Raw genomic sequence first — 16,906 nt, forward strand, 5'->3', positions numbered from 1 at the left:
AAGCCCAGGGGCGCCGGGGACAGGGCGAAGAGGAGGTCCTACGCCACGGATGGCGTCGGTAGCGCCCATGGAGGGGTTCACAGCGCCTCCTCGCAGACCTGTCGCCGGATCAGCCCCGAATCATGACCAACGACCCAAGGAGACCAAGATGCCCAAGTTTGCCGCCAACCTCAGCATGCTGTTCACCGAGGTGGACTTCCTCGACCGCTTCCAGGCCGCCGCAGAGGCCGGCTTCAAGGGCGTGGAGTACCTCTTTCCGTACGACTTCGAGGCCGCCGAGATCAAGCGGCGCCTCGACGACAACGGCCTGACTCAGGTGCTGTTCAACCTGCCGGCCGGTGACTGGGCCGCGGGCGAGCGCGGCATCGCCTGCCACCCGGATCGCATCGCCGAATTCCGCGAGGGGGTCGAGCGCGCCATCGCCTACGCCCGTGTGCTGGGTAATACCCAGGTCAACTGCCTGGCCGGGATCCAGCCCGAGGGTGTCAGCGACGCCGAGGCGCGCCAGACCCTGGTCGAGAACCTGCGCTACGCCGCCGACAAGCTCGCGGATGCCGACATCCTGCTGATCGCCGAGCCGATCAATACCCGCGACATCCCGGGCTTCTTCCTCAATCGCACCGAGCAGGCACTCCAGATCTTCGACGAGGTGGGCAGCGACAACCTCAAGTTGCAGCACGACATCTATCACATGCAGATCATGGAGGGGGACCTGGCCCCGACCATCGAGACGCACTTCGATCGCATCGCCCATGTGCAGATCGCCGACAACCCGGGGCGCCACGAACCGGGCACTGGGGAGATCAACTACCCCTTCCTGTTCGCTCACCTGGACCGCCTGGGCTACCAGGGCTGGATCGGCGCCGAGTACAAGCCCGCCGGCCGCACCCAGGAGGGCCTGGGCTGGCTGGACGCCACCCGCTAAGCATCTTCTCGACACCCCAATGACAACAGGAGAGAGATTATGAGCAAGATCGGATTTATTGGACTGGGCATCATGGGCCGCCCCATGGCGGGCCACCTGCTGGACGCCGGCCACGAGCTCACCACCGTCAAGCGCGGCAAGCTCGACGAGACACTGGCCAGCAAGGGCATGCAGGAGCTCGCAAGCCCCAAGGCGGTCGCCAAGCAGGCCGAGGTGATCATCACCATGGTGCCCGACACCCCGGACGTCGAGCAGGTGCTGTTCGGCGAGAATGGGGTCATCGAGGGCCTGAAGCCCGGCACACTGGTGATCGACATGAGTTCCATCGCGCCGATCCCCACCCAGGACTTCGCCCGGCGCATCCATGAGGCCGGCGGCGAGTATGTCGACGCCCCGGTCTCCGGCGGGGAGGGCGGTGCCATCAACGCCGCCTTGACCATCATGGTGGGCGCCACCGACGAGGGCTTCACCCGGGCCAGGCCGGTCCTCGAGGTGATGGGCAAGACCATCACCCATATCGGCGGCCACGGCGCCGGCCAGACCTGCAAGGTGGCCAACCAGATCGTCGTCGCCCTGACCATCGAGGCGGTGGCCGAGGGCCTGCTGTTCGCCTCCAAGGCGGGCGCCGACGTGGCCAAGGTGCGTGAGTCGCTGCTCGGCGGCTTGGCCCAGTCGAAGATCCTCGACGTGCACGGCGAGCGCATGATCCAGCGCACCTTCGATCCCGGCTTCAAGATCAAGCTGCACCAGAAGGACCTCAATCTGGCACTGGAAGGCGCGCGCAGCCTCGACCTGGCGCTGCCCGGTACCGCCAACGCCCAGCAGCTGTTCCAGGCCTGTGCCGCCAACGGCGGCGCCGAGTGGGACCATGCCGGCATCCTGCGCGCCCTGGAGACCCTGGCTAACCACGAGGTGGGCCAGGCATGAGTTCCGGCGCCGGCCCGGTGCTGGGCCGGCGCGGGCAGGGGAGGTGACTGCTCCCCGAGGGCCTGCCGGCAGACACCGTTCGGCGACGAGCGGCAGAATCCGGTAGGCTCCGGAAGGCGGGCGTCGGGTCGTCGCACGCCTTCCGGCCGCCCCGGCGGCCTTTCCCGGTGGCAGGAACGACCTGCCGCCGGGTCCTTTTTCGCGATCCCCGAACCCGGATCACCGTTCACGATCCCCGAACCCGGATCGCTGTTTATGATCCCCGAACCCGGATCGATCACGACCCAAGAATTCCAGGATGGCCCCGGTGGGGCCATCAGCCGCAGAGGAGAACTCCATGGCCGACACGCCGTCCCCATCCTCCCCCGAGGCCATCGCCGCGCTGTCGGCGCCGGAGGCCCTGCGCTGGCTGCGCGGCCTGGCCGACACCGCCGTGCACGCCGTGCATCCCGACAGCCTGCTGCCCGGCGAGCTGCCCCCGCCGCCCGCCGGCCGCACCCTGGTGGTAGGGGCCGGCAAGGCCGCCGCCGCCATGGCCGCGACCCTGGAGCGCGCCTGGCAGGCCCACCAGTCCGAGGCCCCTCTCGAGGGGCTGGTGGTGACCCGCTACGGGCACGGTATCGAGGAGCACGAGGCGCCCTGCGAGCGTATCGAGGTGCTCGAGGCCTCCCACCCCATGCCCGACGGCCTGAGCGAGGAGGCCGCCCGACGCATGCTCGAGGCGGTGGCGCCGCTGGGCGAGGAGGACCTGGTGATCGCGCTGATCTCCGGCGGCGGCTCGGCGCTGATGAGCCTGCCGGCGCCCGGCATCACCCTGGCCGACAAGCAGGCGCTCAACCGCGAACTGCTGCGCTGCGGGGCGCCGATCCGCGAGATCAACACCGTGCGCCGCCACCTCTCGGCGATCAAGGGCGGGCGCCTGGCCGCTGCGGCCCATCCGGCACCGGTGCTGACCTGGGTGATCTCCGACGTGCCCGGCGACGACCCGACCCTAGTCGCCTCCGGCCCGACCCTGCCCGACGCCACCACCCCGGCGGATGCCCTGGCGATCCTCGAGCGCCATGGCATCGCCATCCCCGACGCGGTGCGGCGCCACCTCGAGGGGGCCGGCGAGGCGCCGGCGCCCGATGATCCCGGCTTCGCCCGCGACCGCGCCCGGGTGCTGGCTCGCGCCGCCGATGCCCTGGAGGCCGCCCGTGTAGCCGCCGCGGCGTGCGGTGTGGAGGTGCGCGTGCTGGGCGACGACCTCGAGGGCGAGGCCCGCGAGCTGGGGCGTGCCCAGGCGCGCCTGGCGCGCTCGAGCCAGGAAGGGCTCACCCGGCCGCTGCTGCTGCTCTCCGGCGGCGAGACCAGCGTCACGGTGCGCGGCGATGGCCGCGGTGGGCGTAACGTCGAGTACCTGCTGGGGCTCTTCGAGGCGCTTCAGGGGGCGCCGGGCATCCATGCCCTGGCCATCGACACCGACGGCATCGACGGCTCCGAGGACAACGCCGGGGCCCTTATCGCCGATGCCGACTGGGCCCGTGCCCGACAGCAGGGGCTTGACCCGGCCACCTTTCTGTCACGCAATGATGCCTACACTTTCTTCCAGGCGCTGGAGCGGCTGATCGTTACCGGCCCCACGCGCACCAACGTCAACGACTTCCGTGCCATCCTGATCCTGCCGAGGACGCCATGAGCCATCTCCCCCATGCCCCCATCCACGACCCCATCCGGCGCACCAAGATCGTCGCCACCCTGGGCCCCGCCAGCGACCGCGAGGGGGTGCTCGAGGCGATGATTGCCGCCGGCGTCGACGTGGTGCGCCTCAACTTCTCCCACGGCAGTGCCGATGACCATCGCCGTCGCCTCGAGCGTGTGCGCGAGATCGCCGCCCACCAGGGCAGGAGCGTGGCCGCCCTGGGCGACCTGCAGGGCCCCAAGATCCGCATTGCCCGCTTCGCCGAGGGTGCCGTGGAGCTCGAGGAGGGGGACGCCTTCATCCTCGACATGGCGCTGGAAAGCGATGCGGGCACCCGGGAGCGAGTGGGCTGCGATTACAAGCAGCTGATCGAGGACGTCACCCCCGGTGACCGCCTGCTGCTCGACGACGGCCGGCTGGTGCTCGACGTCAGCGGCGTCGAGGGGCGCGAGATCCACACCACCGTGACCGTGGGCGGCAAGCTCTCCAACAACAAGGGCATCAACAAGCAGGGTGGTGGCCTCTCGGCTCCGGCGCTCACCGACAAGGACCGCGCGGACCTGGCCAACGCCGTGGCGATCGGCGTCGACTACCTGGCGGTCTCGTTCCCGCGCAGTGCCGCCGACATGGCCGAGGCCCGCGAGCTGCTCGGCGAGGCCGGGGCTGAGATCGGCCTGGTGGCCAAGCTCGAGCGGGCCGAGGCGGTAGCCGACGAGGCGACCCTGGACGGCATCATCCGCGCCTCGGAGGCGGTGATGGTGGCGCGTGGTGATCTGGGCGTGGAGATCGGCGACGAGAAGCTGATCGGCACCCAGAAGCGCATCATCAAGCGCGCCCGCACGCTGAACCGCGCGGTGATCACCGCCACCCAGATGATGGAGTCGATGATCGAGTCTCCGCTGCCTACCCGGGCCGAGGTGTTCGATGTCGCCAACGCCGTACTCGACGGCACCGACGCGGTGATGCTCTCCGCCGAGACCGCCGCCGGCGACTTCCCGGTGGAGACCATCGAGGCCATGGACCGGGTCTGCCTGGGTGCCGAGCGCGAGAAGGTCGCCCAGGAGTCGGGGCACCGCATCCACGAGGGATTCACCCAGATCGACGAGACCATCGCGCTCTCTGCCATGTACGCCGCCAACCATCTCTCCGGCGTGGCCGCCATCGCCTGCATGACCTCCACCGGCTACACGCCGCTGATCGCCTCGCGCATCCGTTCGGGGCTGCCCATCGTGGGGCTGGCCCACAGCGCCATCGCCCAGCGGCGCATGGCGCTCTATCGCGGGGTGGTCTCGCTGCCCTTCGATACCAGCGAGATGAGCGCGGAGGAGCTCAACGACCGCGCCCTGGCGCTGCTGGTGGAGAAGGGTATCGCCGAGCCCGGCGACCACGTGATCCTCACCCGGGGCGACGAGATGAACGCTCATGGCGGCACCAACACGATGAAGATCCTCGACGTCAACGCCGGCCATCTGCCCGGACCGTGAAGGTAGGCATGTAGCGACGTGCTGATCACGGGCATCCTGTATACAGGATGCCCGCTCGGTGTGGTCATTCGTGCCGAAAAGTGCGATGGTGCGGCCAGGATGATCACAATGAGCGAGAGAGCATGAGCCACTCCTGGAAGGCCGACGTCGAGGCCGCCATTCGGGCCGGCGAGCGCATCAGCGACCCCTATATCGTCGAGCAGGTGCGCCAGGCGGTTCTCAGCCAGCGCCTGCCGCCGGGTACGCGCCTGCCTGAAGTGGCATTGGGCGAGATCTTCGGCGTCAGCCGCTCGGTGGTGCGTCGCGCCCTGACTCGCCTGGCCGCCGACCATGTCATCGACCAGCGTCCCAATCAGGTGGCCCGAGTGCGCTCGCCGAGTGTGGAGGAGACCCGCGAGACCTTCGCCGCCCGTCGCCTGGTGGAGGGTGAGGTGGCCGCGCTGCTCGCGGCCCAGGGAGTTGAGCCTGGCGTGTTGACGGCGCTGGAGGCCGAGGCGCGGGCCGAGGCCGAAGCCTACGGCCGCGGCGACGAACCGGCACGCATCGCCCACTCCCTGACCATTCACCATCGCCTGGCCGCCCTCTCGCCCAATCGTGTGCTGGGAGCCATGCTCACCGATCTGGTGATGCGCACCTCCATCGTCATCGCCCTCTACAAGCGTCCCACGCTTGGTTCCTGCTACCTGGAGGGTGACCACCCGCGGCTGCTGGCGGCCCTGGGTGCGGGGGATGCCGAGGGGGCCCGTGAAGCCGTGGTTGGCCACCTGGTGAGCCTCGAAGGACTGCTCGACCTCGGTCGCCGCGAGGAGGAGACCGACCTGCGCGCCATCTTCGCCGGCGTCGCCACGAGCTGAACAGCGCCCGGCGTGGCTCGCAACAGGAACACCAGGGCTATCGCAGATAGAAACACCGCTCAAGGCTTCTCCGGCGACAGGCCTTCGAGGGGGCGCTGTGAACCCGTCCCTGGGCGCTACCGATGCCATCCCTGGCATAGGACCCCCTCTTCGACCTGTCCCCGGCGCCTTTCGCTATCGCCGCATGGCTAACTGCGATAGCCCTGACAGGAACACCGGGCGGGTTGTGGGCATCGGCGGGGTGTCGGACAATGCGTCCATTCATGCCCGTCGGAGCCTCGTCATGCCATTTTTCCCCCGCTCGGGATGTCGCGCCCTGCTGCTGGGGCTTGCCCTGCTCCTCTCGCCGCTGGCCATCGCCGCCGCGCCTCCCACCGTGGCTGCCGCCTCGGACCTGCAGTTCGCCCTGAGCGAGGCCGCCGAGCGCTTCACGGCCGAGACCGGTCGCGAGCTGCGACTCAACTTCGGCTCCTCCGGCAACTTCCGCCGCCAGATCGCCCAGGGTGCCCCGTTCGAGCTTTATCTCTCTGCCGACGAGGCCTATGTGCTGGCGCTGCACGAGGAAGGCCACCTCGAGAATGAGGGTGTGGTCTATGCGGTGGGGCGCCTGGCCTGGCTGCAGCCGAGAGGGCAGGGGGAGCTGCCGGGTGAGGAGGCCCCGCTGGCCGCGGTGCAGGAGGCGCTCGATGCCCACGCCGCGGGGCAGGGCCGGCCGCGTCTTGCCCTGGCCAATCCCGAGCACGCCCCCTACGGCGTGGCCGCCCGCCAGGCGCTGGAGCATGCTGGCCTGTGGGAGGGGAGCACGCCGCTGAGGGTGCTGGGGGAGAACGTCTCCCAGGCCGCCCGCTTCGCCCTCTCCGGTGACGCCCGCGGGGGCCTGGTGGCCTGGTCACTGGCCCTGGCGCCGCCTATCGCCGAGCGCGGCGAGCATGTGCTGATTCCCGAGTCCTGGCATGCGCCGCTGGTACAGCGCATGGCGCTGGTCGAGGGCGCAGGGGAGACGGCGCGTGCCTTCTATGCCTGGCTGCAGGAGGAGGAGGCCCGCGGGATCCTGGCCGACTATGGCTTCCGCCTCCCCGGGGATACAGCCCCCTGATGGACTGGACCGCACTCTCGGTCTCGCTGCACCTGGCGACCCTGACCTGCCTGCTGCTGCTGCCGCTGGGGATCTGGCTGGGGCGAGCGCTGGCCACCAGCCGCTCCCGCGCCAAGCCGCTGGGCGAGGCGCTGGTGGCCTTGCCTCTGGTGATGCCACCCACGGTGCTGGGCTTCTATCTGATGCAGGCCTTCGGCGTCGAGGCGCCCTTCGGCGGGCTCTGGCAGCGGCTGTTCGGTTCGGGGCTCAACTTCACCTTCGAGGGCATCCTGCTCGCCTCCCTGGTGGCCAACCTGCCCTTTGCGGTCCAGCCGGTACAGCGCGCCTTCGAGGCGGTACCGAGCAACCTGCGCGAGGCGGCCTGGTGCAGCGGGCTGTCGCCGGCGCATACCCTGTGGCGCATCGAACTGCCGCTGGTGTGGCCGGGTATCGTCTCGGCCCTGGCCCTCACCTTCGCCCACACCCTGGGGGAGTTCGGGGTGATCCTGATGGTGGGTGGCGCCATCGACGGCGAGACCCGCACCCTGGCCATCGCCATCTACGATCGGGTGCAGGCCTTCGACGAGAGCGGCGCGGCCACCATGTCCGCAATGCTGCTGCTGGCCTCCTTCCTCACCATCGGCGTGGTCTACGGCCTGGCGGGCCGGCGGAGGTGGCGCCGTGGCTGAGCCCGTGGTTCCGTCCATCAGCCTCTCCGTCAGCCTCCATCAGGCAGGGCCCATCCCGCTAGCCGCCGACTTCCACTGCGCGGCCGGCGAACTGCTGGCCCTGGTGGGTCCCTCCGGCAGTGGCAAGACGACCCTGTTGCGTGCGGTGGCCGGGCTCTATCGCCCGGCCGGTGGACGCATCGCCTGTGGCGATGCCCTGTGGTTCGATGCCGGCAGGCGGCTCTCCCTGCCGCCACAGCGGCGCCGGGTCGGACTGGTGTTCCAGGACTATGCGCTGTTCCCCCATCTGACCGCCCTGGGTAATGTCATGGTCGCCCTGGGCCACCTGCCCCCTGCCGAACGCCGCCGGCGTGCCGAGGAGTGGCTGACGCGGGTGCGCCTGGACGGCCTGGCCGGGCGCCATCCGGCCGAGCTCTCCGGCGGCCAGCGCCAGCGGGTGGCCCTGGCCCGGGCGCTGGCGCGCAATCCCCGGGTGCTGCTGCTCGACGAGCCCTTCTCGGCGGTGGACCAGGTCACCCGTCGGCGCCTGCAGCGCGAGCTGGCGTTGCTGCGCCAGGAGATCCGCATCCCCATCGTGCTGGTCACCCACGACCTCGACGAGGCGGCGGCGCTGGCCGATCGCCTCTGCGTGCTGCACGCCGGGCGCACCCTGCAGGAGGGCCAACCTGAGTCGCTGTTCCGTCGCCCGGTGTCGCCGCAGGTGGCGCGCCTGCTGGACCGCCACAATGTGTTTACCGGCGAGGTGGTGGAGGAGGGCGGTGAGCGCCGGCTGGCCTGGGGTCCCTGGCGGCTGGAGGTGGCCGAGGGGCTGGCGTCGCTGCCGCCGGGTGCCCGGGTGGTCTGGTACCTGCCGCCCTCGGATGTGGTGCTGCACCGACGCGGGCGGCCTTCGCTGGGCGAGCGCGAGAACCCGGTGCGTGCCCGGGTCGAGGAACTGGTGGTGCTGGGCGGGATGACCTCGGTGACCCTGGCCTTCGATCACACCCCGCAGCGGCTCGGCTTCGAGATCGCCACCCACGCCGCCCGCCGCAACGGACTGGCACGGGGCGAGGCGGTGCAGGTCTCGCTGCTCGCCATGGGTATCCACCTGATGCCGGAGGCTTCCGCCGCCGGCGATGACACCAGGAGCCTGCCATGAAACACCTCCTTCATACCGCTATCCTCGCCCTCGGCTCGCTCGCGCTGCCCGCGGCGAGCCTCGCCGAGGCACCCGCGGAGCGCTGGCCGCTCGCCGTTCACGGCGACTCAGGGCAGCATGACTTCCGGGTCGAGGTGGCGGATGAGCCGGCCGAGCGCAGCCGCGGGCTGATGGCGCGCGAGCGGCTCGCCGAGGACGCCGGCATGCTATTCCTCTATCCCGGCGACCAGGCCGGCGGTAGTGGCTTCTGGATGTACCGCACCCTGATCCCGCTGGATATCGCCTTCATCGACGGGGAAGGGCGCATCGTCTCGACCCACACCATGCAGCCCTGCGGCTCGAGTGACCCCGCCGACTGCGCGGTGACCCGCCCCGGGGTGTCCTATCGGGCCGCACTGGAGGTCAATGCCGGTACCTTCGAGGCGCTCGACATCGAGGTGGGGAACTGTGTCAGCTGGCCGGGGGCGGAGTCCCGCTGTGACTAGGGCCATCACGGGCTGTCATTCAACGCTGCTCGCCCTAGAATAGTTGGATGCAGTCGCACGACTGCATCGCTTGATCCATAACCATAATTGCGTCTCGATGCCTTCGGGACGCCGCTGCAAGGACACGCCATGACTACCCATCGATCGCTTGCCAAGCTGACCGCCGCCCTGGCCGGCGCCGCTCTGCTCTCCGGCTCGCTCTCCGTGCAGGCGCGGGAGATCGCCATCTCAACCGTGCTTTCCGACGCCTTCCCCTGGGGCCAGGCCGCCGAGAAATGGGCCGAGCTGGTGGAGGAGCGCACCGAAGGACGCATCACCATGCGCGTCTACCCCAACTCCCAGCTGGTCAACGGCGACCAGACCCGCGAATTCTCCGCCATGCGCTCCGGTCTGATCGACGCGGCGGTGGGTTCCACGATCAACTGGTCGCCCCAGGTGCCGGAGCTCAACCTCTTCTCGCTGCCCTTCCTGCTGCCCGACGAGGCGGCGGTGGATGCGGTTACCGGCGGCGAGGCCGGCAAGATGATATTCGCGGCCATCGAGTCCCGCGACGTGATTCCGTTGGGTTGGGGCGAGAATGGTTTCCGCCAGCTCTCCAACTCGCGGGAGGCGATCGATGAGCCTGCCGACCTCGAAGGACTGAAGATCCGCGTGGTGGGTTCGCCGCTGTTCCAGGACACCTTCGACGCCCTGGGCGCCGACCCCACCCAGATGAGCTGGGCCGACGCCAAGCCCGCGCTGACCACCGGCGCGGTGGACGGCCAGGAGAACCCGCTCTCGGTGTTCGACGTGGCGCGCATCGACCAGGTGGGTCAGGAGCACCTGACCCTGTGGAACTACATGAACGATCCGCTGATCTTCGCCGTGAACCGTCAGGTGTGGGAGTCCCTCGAGGAGGGTGACCGCGAGATCCTGCGCGAGGCCGCAGTGGAAGCGGGCGAGTGGGAGATCGCCATGACCCGCGAGGAGGAGAGCGAGCGCCTGACCGCCATCCAGGAGCGCGGCGTCACCGTCACCGAGCTCTCCGATGAGCAGTACCAGGCCTTCGTTGAGGCCACCGCCGGTGTTCACGACGAGTGGATTCCCAAGATCGGCGAGGAGATCGTCGAGGCCGCCCGTGCCTCTGTCGAGTCGCGCTGATCCCCGCCCTTCCTTCTGACTGACCGGCCGGCCCTAGTGGCCGGCCGCTGCCTTGTGAGGTAACCCATGATCCCTTCCCCGGACGCCAGGCCGGAGCGCTGGCTGGCCGCCCTGGCCCTGGTGATCATCTCGCTGATCAGCCTGGGTAACGTGGTGACCCGCTACATCACCGGCGGCTCGCTGGCCTTTACCGAGGAGCTCTCGGTGTTCCTGCTGGTGGTGCTGACCTTCGCCGGTGCCGCCGTGGCGCTGCGCCGCAACGGCCATATCCGCATCGGCATGTTGGAGCGTGCCCTTCCGACCGGGCCGCGCCGGCTGCTGGTGATCTTCCAGGGTGCCTGCGGCATCGCCGTGCTGGGCCTGATCAGCTGGTTCGGCGCGAAGCTGGCCTGGCAGGAGTACCAGTGGGAGACCCTCTCGCCGGGACTGGGGCTGCCTCAGTGGTGGTATATCGTCTGGCTGCCACTCCTGGCGGCTGTGATGCTGGTGCGCCAGCTGCAGCAGACCCGGGACCGCCTGCGCGGGAGGCTCGACGATGAGTCCTGACCTGTGGATGCTGCTGGCCTTTGCCGGCCTGCTCATTGCCGGGGTGCCTGTCGCCTTCTCCCTGGCGCTGGCCGGTGCCACGGGAATACTGGCTGGGCTGTCGCCGGCGATGCTCGCCACCCTCGGCACCAACACCTATAACAGCATTGCCAAGTACCCGCTGATCGCCATCCCGCTATTTATCCTCACCGGGCTCATCTTCGAGCGCTCAGGTGTCGCCCTGCGCCTGGTGCGCTTCGCCCAGGCGCTGATCGGCCCGCGCCACGGCGGCCTGGCGCTGGTCGCGGTGCTGGTGTGCATGATCATGGGGGGCATGAGTGGCTCGGGGCCGGCGGACGCCGCCGCAGTGGCCATGGTGATGCTGCCCAGCATGACGAAGGCCGGCTATCCGAAGCCGTTCTCGGCCACGCTGATCGCCGCTTCGGCCTCCACGGCGATCCTGATTCCGCCTTCGGTGGCGCTGATCCTCTACTCCATCGTGGTGCCCGGGGTCGACCTGAGGGCGCTGTTCGCCGCCGGGCTCTTCCCCGGGATACTGGCCGGCCTGGCCCTGCTGGTGCCGGCGCTGATCGTCTCCAGGCGTTATGGATGGGAAGGGCGGGGCTGGGAAGGCGGGATGTCGGTGGCGGGCGCGGAGCGCCTCAGGGTGGGCGAGACCTTCAAGCAGGCGCTGCCGGCGCTGTTCGCGCCAATATTGATCCTTGGCGGGCTGCGCAGCGGGCTCTTTACCCCCACCGAGGCTGCGGTGGTGGCGGTGGCCTACGGCGTGGTGATCGGACTCTTCGTCACCCGTGAGCTCGGCTGGCGCGATCTCTGGGCGCTGTTCGGCGAGGCGGCGGTGATCTCCGGCGTGGTGATGCTGATCATCGCCCTGGCGGGCATCTTCGCCTGGGCGGGCACCATGCTCGGCACCTTCCGCCACCTGGCGGAGTGGATCATCTCGCTCTCCGACAGCGGCGTGGTGCTGCTGGTGCTGGTCATGCTGGCGGTGCTGGCCGCCGGCATGCTGCTCGACGCTATCTCCATCTACCTGATCATGATGCCGATCCTGATTCCGGTGATGCAGCACTTCGAGTGGAATCCGGTGTGGTTCGGCATCCTGCTGGCCATGAACATCGCCATCGGCCAGTTCACCCCGCCGGTGGCGGTCAACCTGATGGTGACCACCGAAGTGGCGAAGATCCGCCTGGAGCAGACCGTGGGCTGGGCGCTGCTGTTCGTGGTGGCCATGGCCGGCGCCCTGGCGCTGGTGGCGGTGTTCCCTGAGATCGCCCTGTGGTTGCCGCGAACCCTCGGCTACAACGTGGGGTAGGTCGCTACCCTACCTGCAGCTCGTCGAGCAGACGCCGGAAGAGCGCGGTGCTCCTGGCATCGAAGAGCACGAATCGCACCCGCTCCAGATGCGGGCAGCGGGGCAGGGTGGTGGATACCGTCTCCAGTGCCACCCGCGCGGCCTCCTCCAGCGGGTAGCCAAAGGCGCCGGCGGAGAGCGCCGGGAAGGCGATGGAGTGCAGACCCTCGCGTTCGGCAAGCTCCAGGGCGTTGCGATAGCAGGCGGCGAGCAGCGCCTCCGCGGGCTCGTCCACGCCGTAGACCGGCCCCAGGCAGTGGATGACACGGTGGTTGGGCAGCTCGAAGGCAGCGGTGATCACCGCCTCGCCCGGGCGGATCGGCGCCAGGGAGCGGCAGGCACGGTCGAGCTCGGGGCCAGCGGCGCGGTGCAGGGCACCGGCCACGCCGCCGCCGGGGCGCAGCTGGGTATTGGCGGCGTTGACCACCGCCTCGATGTCGGGCTGCCGGGCGATATCGCCCTGGATACATTCGATCATGCTGCCTCCTCGGTTGCGTTTGCTCATGGCTGCCACAGTGGCAGCCCGGCCAGGTCGTCGCGACGGTCGCGCGAGAGCGGCAGTCGCTCCCGGGCTTCGACCAGGGCCTGTCTGGAAAGTGACACTCGGCGCCACGCCTCGTGCGGGCCGAAATCCTCGGCGGCATGGGCTTCGTCCACCAGCGGCGGACAGAGCAGGGAGTGACCCCAGGCCTCGCCGGCGCGGTTGAGACTCAGCCACCACTGCTGGTTCTCCATGGCGCGGGCGGTGACGAAGGCGTGCCAGCTGGCGAAGGAGAAGTCGCGGGTGAAGGCCACCGGGTGCAGCACCAGCTCCACCCCCTCGGCGGCCAGGCGCCGCGCCAGTTCGGGGAAGCGCAGGTCGTAGCAGATCATCACACCGACCCGCCAGCCGGCGATGTCCAACACCAGCAGAGACTCGCCGGGCGTGAAATGGGCCGCTTCGGCCGAGGCACCGAACTGGGCACAGTGCAGCTTGTCGTAGACCCCGGCCAGGGCGCCATCCGGCCCCACCAGCACCTGACTGATATGACGCCCCTGCTCGCCACGACGGGCCGTGCCGTAGGCGATGGTGGAGCCCAGGCGTCGGGCCAGCTCGCTGAAGCGTTCGTAGACGGGCCCCTGCAGGTCGTCGTCCAGATCTCTCAGACACGCGAAGGCGCTGCTGCCGTACTCCAGGGTGGTAAGCTCGGGCAGCACGATCAGGTCGGGACGACTCGCCTGGCAACGGGACTCGATCTCGCGGCTCAGCTGGCGCAGCCAGGTGAGCTGGTCGCCGCGGCAGCGAATGGCGGGTATGGCGGGTTGGCAGGCAAGCAGTTCCATGAGACCTCCAGGGGCATGCGACCTCCCGTGACCTGCGAACAAGGGGCACGGGAGCCATTCGCGGTGGTCGGCCTATAATAGGCCCCGTCCATCTCCTTCCCTCAGGCTATCAGGAGTCCCGATGTTCTTCCCGCCGCGCCTCGCGCCTCTCGTCTTCGCCGTGTTGATGTCGCTGTATATGGTGTTCCTGATGACCTTCGTGATCACTTGGGTCAATACCGGTCTGGGTGAGGGTTTTGTCGGCCGCTGGTGGCGTGCCTTCTATATCGCCTGGCCTATCGCCTTCTCGTTGATTCTGGTTGGTGCGCCAAGGCTGCAACGCATTACCGCCAGGCTCATTCGCAAGCCCTAAATGGTAACAGCCGGATGAAAAGGGGTGTTGCGCTTTCCTGTCACTTTCGCGACATTCGTTGCAAATCGGCGCACAAAGTTGCAACTCCAGCCTCGCCCCTGTACCAATAGCCACCCCCCCGATAACCGATGCCGGCACCGCCTCCCGTGGCGGAAGCCCCGGGCCCCTGTGCCCGGGCGCGCCGGACGCGACAACATGAGGAGGCGAGATGAACCAGAGCGTCAATATCGAGCTGGACAACCCGGCGGCCGAGGCCTTCGAGGCCCGCCAGTTCAAGGTCTACACCCACCGCCAGCTCGACAAGATCGAGGCGATCCAGAAGCTGCCTGACGACCTGCGCTTCGACATGCGGGTCGTCAGCCAGGTGCTGCCGTTCCGTGTCAACGAGTACGTGATCGAGGAGCTGATCGACTGGGAGAATATCCCCGCGGATCCGGTCTTCCAGCTCACCTTTCCCCAGCGCGGCATGCTGCTTCCCGAGCACTTCGAGGAGGTGGCCGAGCTGATGCGCCGCGAGGCCTCCGCCGCCGAGATGAAGCCGGTGATCGAGCGCATCCGCTCCGAACTCAACCCGCATCCGGCGGGGCAGATGGACCTCAACCTGCCGCTGCTCGATGGCGAGCCGCTGCCCGGCATGCAGCACAAGTACCGCGAGACGGTGCTGTTCTTCCCCAGCCAGGGGCAGGTCTGCCACAGCTACTGCACCTTCTGCTTCCGCTGGGCGCAGTTCGTCGGCGACAAGGACCTGAAGTTCGCCTCCAATGAAGCGGATTCCCTGCACCGCTACCTGGCCGAGCACACCGAGGTCACCGACCTGCTGATGACCGGCGGCGACCCCATGGTGATGAAGGCCAAGCACCTGCGTCAGTACCTGGAGGGGCTGATGGCGCCGGAGCTGGATCACGTCCAGGACATCCGCATCGGCACCAAGAGCCTGACCTTCTGGCCCTACCGCTTTGTCACCGACCCGGACGCCGAGGATATCCTCGAGTTGTTCAGAGAGTTGGTGGCTGCCGGGAAGCATGTCGCCTTCATGGCGCACTTCAACCACTGGAGGGAGATGGACACCCCCATCTGCCGCGAGGCGATCCGCCGCATCCGGGCCACCGGGGCGGAAATCCGTACCCAGGCGCCGTTGCTCAAGCACATCAACGACGATGCCGGCCAGTGGGCACGCATGTGGACCACCCAGGTGCGCCTGGGGATGATCCCGTATTACATGTTTGTGGAGCGCGACACCGGCGCCCGCCACTACTTCGAGGTGCCGCTGGTGCGAGCCTGGGAGATCTACCGCGAGGCGATGAAGCAGGTGCCGGGCCTGGCGCGCACCGCCCGTGGGCCCTCCATGTCTGCCGATCCGGGCAAGGTGGAGATCCAGGGGGTCACCGAGATTCAGGGCGAGAAGGTCTTTGTGCTGCGTTTCATCCAGGGTCGCGACAGCGACTGGGTGCAGCGGCCGTTCTTCGCGAAATACGACGAAGAAGCCACCTGGCTCAACCACCTGCAGCCGGCGCTGGGGGAGAGCGAGTTCTTCTACGAGGCCGAGTTCACGGCCATGAAGGACGAGAAGCAGGCGTTGATCATGAAGGCGTCGTGAGGCAGGGCTTAGTCATACTTCGTTAATACAAGGCTGGATAAGGCAAAGCCCCACTGTTGAGCAGGCGGGGCTTTCTCGCCTTGCTGCGCCGCAGCAAAAGATTAACGCTTCATAAACGTTCAGCGGGACTAGACTACGGGTGAATAAACCCGTCGGCCATGTTCAGCCGGCCTTGCCTCCGGTCATTATCCCCGGAGTCGTTTTTTCGCTAAAGTAGAAGAGGGTGGTAGATTCGGAACCCGGTGTGGTCACGATCCTTCCGCTCGCTTGCCGACAACGTCAAAGAGGTATGTCCATGAAACGCCACGCATTCTCTGCTGCTGCCTTCACCGGCGCAATCCTGGGGGCCGCGATGTTCGCGTCACCGGCCATGGCCCAGGACGAGGAGAGGTTCATCACCATCGGTACCGGTGGCCAGACCGGCGTCTACTATGTGGTCGGCCAGTCCGTCTGCCGCCTGGTGAACCGTCTGGAAGATGCCAACATCAAGTGCAACGCGCCCTCCACCGGCGGCTCGGTGGCCAACGTCAACGGCATCAAGTCCGGTCAGCTCGACATGGGCGTGGTGCAGTCCGACGTCCAGTACCAGGCCTACAACGGCACCGGCAACTTCGAGGGCGACGCCTACGAGGACCTGCGCGCAGTCTTCCGTGTCCACGGTGAGCCGTTGACCCTGCTGGCCCGCGCCGACTCCGGCATCGAGACCCTCGATGACCTGGAAGGCAAGCGCGTCAATATCGGCAACCCCGGCTCCGGTCAGCGCAACACCATGGAAGTGGTGATGGAAGCCAAGGGCTGGACCGAGGATACCTTCGCCCTGGCCTCCCAGCTGGATGCCGCCGAGCAGGCCGCGGCCCTGGCCGACAACAATGTCGATGCCATGGTCTATGTGGTCGGTCACCCCAATGGCTCCATCCAGGAGGCCACTACCACCGTGGATGCGCGCCTGATCCCGCTGACCGGCGAGGCCATCGACGGCATCGTCGAGGAGTTCCCCTACTACTCCAAGTCGGTGATTCCTGGTGGCCTCTACAAGGGCAACGACGAGGATGTCGAGACCTTTGGCGTGGCGGCGACCTTCGTGACCACCGCCCAGGCCGACGAGGACATCGTCTACCAGACCGTCAAGGCGATCTTCGACAACTTCGACCGCTTCAAGCAGCTGCACCCGGCCTTCGAGAACCTCGATCCGGAAGAGATGGTCTCCTCAGGCCTCTCCGCACCGCTGCATGACGGGGCTGCCCGCTACTATCGCGAGCAGGGCTGGATCGAGTGATCCGACAATCTGAGGTGACATCACCTCGGTGAAGAATGCGCGGTCACCCGAGGGGGCCGCGCA

At 68.3% G+C, this 16,906-nt stretch carries 17 protein-coding genes; 15 read left to right on the plus strand and 2 right to left on the minus strand.

Annotated elements, in window-relative coordinates:
* The first annotated feature begins 148 nt into the window (after positions 1-148).
* From hyi to ACJ7IV_RS03750, 12 genes are all read left to right on the plus strand, one after another.
* Entirely contained in the window at positions 149-925 is a 777-nt protein-coding gene (hyi, locus tag ACJ7IV_RS03695; RefSeq protein WP_483865820.1) for a hydroxypyruvate isomerase, read from the plus strand.
* A 39-nt stretch (positions 926-964) separates the two neighbouring features.
* The gene (locus ACJ7IV_RS03700; RefSeq protein WP_483865821.1) at positions 965-1,852 is read left to right on the plus strand and encodes a 2-hydroxy-3-oxopropionate reductase; all 888 of its coding nucleotides are present in this window, start codon (positions 965-967) and stop codon (positions 1,850-1,852) included.
* 337 nt (positions 1,853-2,189) lie between these two features.
* A complete protein-coding gene (locus tag ACJ7IV_RS03705) occupies positions 2,190-3,530 on the plus strand; it encodes a glycerate kinase type-2 family protein (RefSeq protein ID WP_483865822.1) in 1,341 nt (446 codons plus the stop codon).
* Complete coding sequence (pyk, locus tag ACJ7IV_RS03710) at positions 3,527-5,017, plus strand: pyruvate kinase (protein ID WP_483865823.1); 1,491 nt, start codon at positions 3,527-3,529, stop codon at positions 5,015-5,017. Before ACJ7IV_RS03705 ends, pyk begins: the two co-directional genes overlap by 4 nt.
* A gap of 122 nt (positions 5,018-5,139) precedes the next feature.
* Positions 5,140-5,871, plus strand: a complete 732-nt coding sequence (locus ACJ7IV_RS03715; RefSeq protein ID WP_483865824.1) for a GntR family transcriptional regulator — start codon at positions 5,140-5,142, stop codon at positions 5,869-5,871.
* A 283-nt stretch (positions 5,872-6,154) separates the two neighbouring features.
* The gene (modA, locus tag ACJ7IV_RS03720; RefSeq protein ID WP_483865825.1) at positions 6,155-6,967 is read left to right on the plus strand and encodes a molybdate ABC transporter substrate-binding protein; all 813 of its coding nucleotides are present in this window, start codon (positions 6,155-6,157) and stop codon (positions 6,965-6,967) included.
* Positions 6,967-7,635, plus strand: a complete 669-nt coding sequence (gene modB, locus ACJ7IV_RS03725; protein ID WP_483865826.1) for a molybdate ABC transporter permease subunit — start codon at positions 6,967-6,969, stop codon at positions 7,633-7,635. Before modA ends, modB begins: the two co-directional genes overlap by 1 nt.
* On the plus strand, positions 7,628-8,773 hold the full coding sequence (locus ACJ7IV_RS03730; protein ID WP_483865827.1) for an ABC transporter ATP-binding protein: 1,146 nt from the start codon (positions 7,628-7,630) through the stop codon (positions 8,771-8,773). The genes modB and ACJ7IV_RS03730 overlap by 8 nt, the downstream gene beginning before the upstream one ends.
* Positions 8,770-9,258, plus strand: coding sequence for a DUF192 domain-containing protein (locus ACJ7IV_RS03735; protein ID WP_483865828.1), 489 nt, complete (start codon positions 8,770-8,772; stop codon positions 9,256-9,258). The genes ACJ7IV_RS03730 and ACJ7IV_RS03735 overlap by 4 nt, the downstream gene beginning before the upstream one ends.
* A 129-nt stretch (positions 9,259-9,387) precedes the next feature.
* Complete coding sequence (locus ACJ7IV_RS03740; protein WP_483865829.1) at positions 9,388-10,398, plus strand: DctP family TRAP transporter solute-binding subunit; 1,011 nt, start codon at positions 9,388-9,390, stop codon at positions 10,396-10,398.
* 66 nt (positions 10,399-10,464) lie between these two features.
* A complete protein-coding gene (locus tag ACJ7IV_RS03745) occupies positions 10,465-10,944 on the plus strand; it encodes a TRAP transporter small permease (protein ID WP_483865830.1) in 480 nt (159 codons plus the stop codon).
* A complete protein-coding gene (locus tag ACJ7IV_RS03750) occupies positions 10,934-12,256 on the plus strand; it encodes a TRAP transporter large permease (RefSeq protein WP_483865831.1) in 1,323 nt (440 codons plus the stop codon). The genes ACJ7IV_RS03745 and ACJ7IV_RS03750 overlap by 11 nt, the downstream gene beginning before the upstream one ends.
* A gap of 4 nt (positions 12,257-12,260) precedes the next feature.
* On the opposite strand, the gene ACJ7IV_RS03755 is transcribed toward ACJ7IV_RS03750, so the two are convergent.
* Positions 12,261-12,773: a macro domain-containing protein gene (locus tag ACJ7IV_RS03755; RefSeq protein ID WP_483865832.1), complete on the minus strand. Its 513-nt coding sequence runs from the start codon at positions 12,771-12,773 to the stop codon at positions 12,261-12,263.
* 23 nt (positions 12,774-12,796) lie between these two features.
* Complete coding sequence (locus ACJ7IV_RS03760; protein ID WP_483865833.1) at positions 12,797-13,618, minus strand: carbon-nitrogen hydrolase family protein; 822 nt, start codon at positions 13,616-13,618, stop codon at positions 12,797-12,799.
* Positions 13,619-13,739: 121 nt separating this feature from the next.
* Between ACJ7IV_RS03760 and ACJ7IV_RS03765 the strand changes: the two genes are divergently transcribed.
* The 3 genes from ACJ7IV_RS03765 to ACJ7IV_RS03775 all read left to right on the plus strand — a co-directional run bounded on the left by ACJ7IV_RS03765 (position 13,740) and on the right by ACJ7IV_RS03775 (position 16,843).
* Positions 13,740-13,970, plus strand: a complete 231-nt coding sequence (locus tag ACJ7IV_RS03765) for a DUF2798 domain-containing protein (RefSeq protein WP_483865834.1) — start codon at positions 13,740-13,742, stop codon at positions 13,968-13,970.
* 208 nt (positions 13,971-14,178) lie between these two features.
* Positions 14,179-15,567 carry a KamA family radical SAM protein gene (locus ACJ7IV_RS03770; protein ID WP_483865835.1) on the plus strand — a complete coding sequence of 463 codons (1,389 nt, stop codon included), beginning with the start codon at positions 14,179-14,181 and terminating at the stop codon, positions 15,565-15,567.
* A 295-nt stretch (positions 15,568-15,862) separates the two neighbouring features.
* The gene (locus ACJ7IV_RS03775; protein WP_483865836.1) at positions 15,863-16,843 is read left to right on the plus strand and encodes a TAXI family TRAP transporter solute-binding subunit; all 981 of its coding nucleotides are present in this window, start codon (positions 15,863-15,865) and stop codon (positions 16,841-16,843) included.
* Positions 16,844-16,906: the final 63 nt, after the last annotated feature.

It is taken from the genome of Halomonas sp. C10-5, assembly GCF_057169305.1.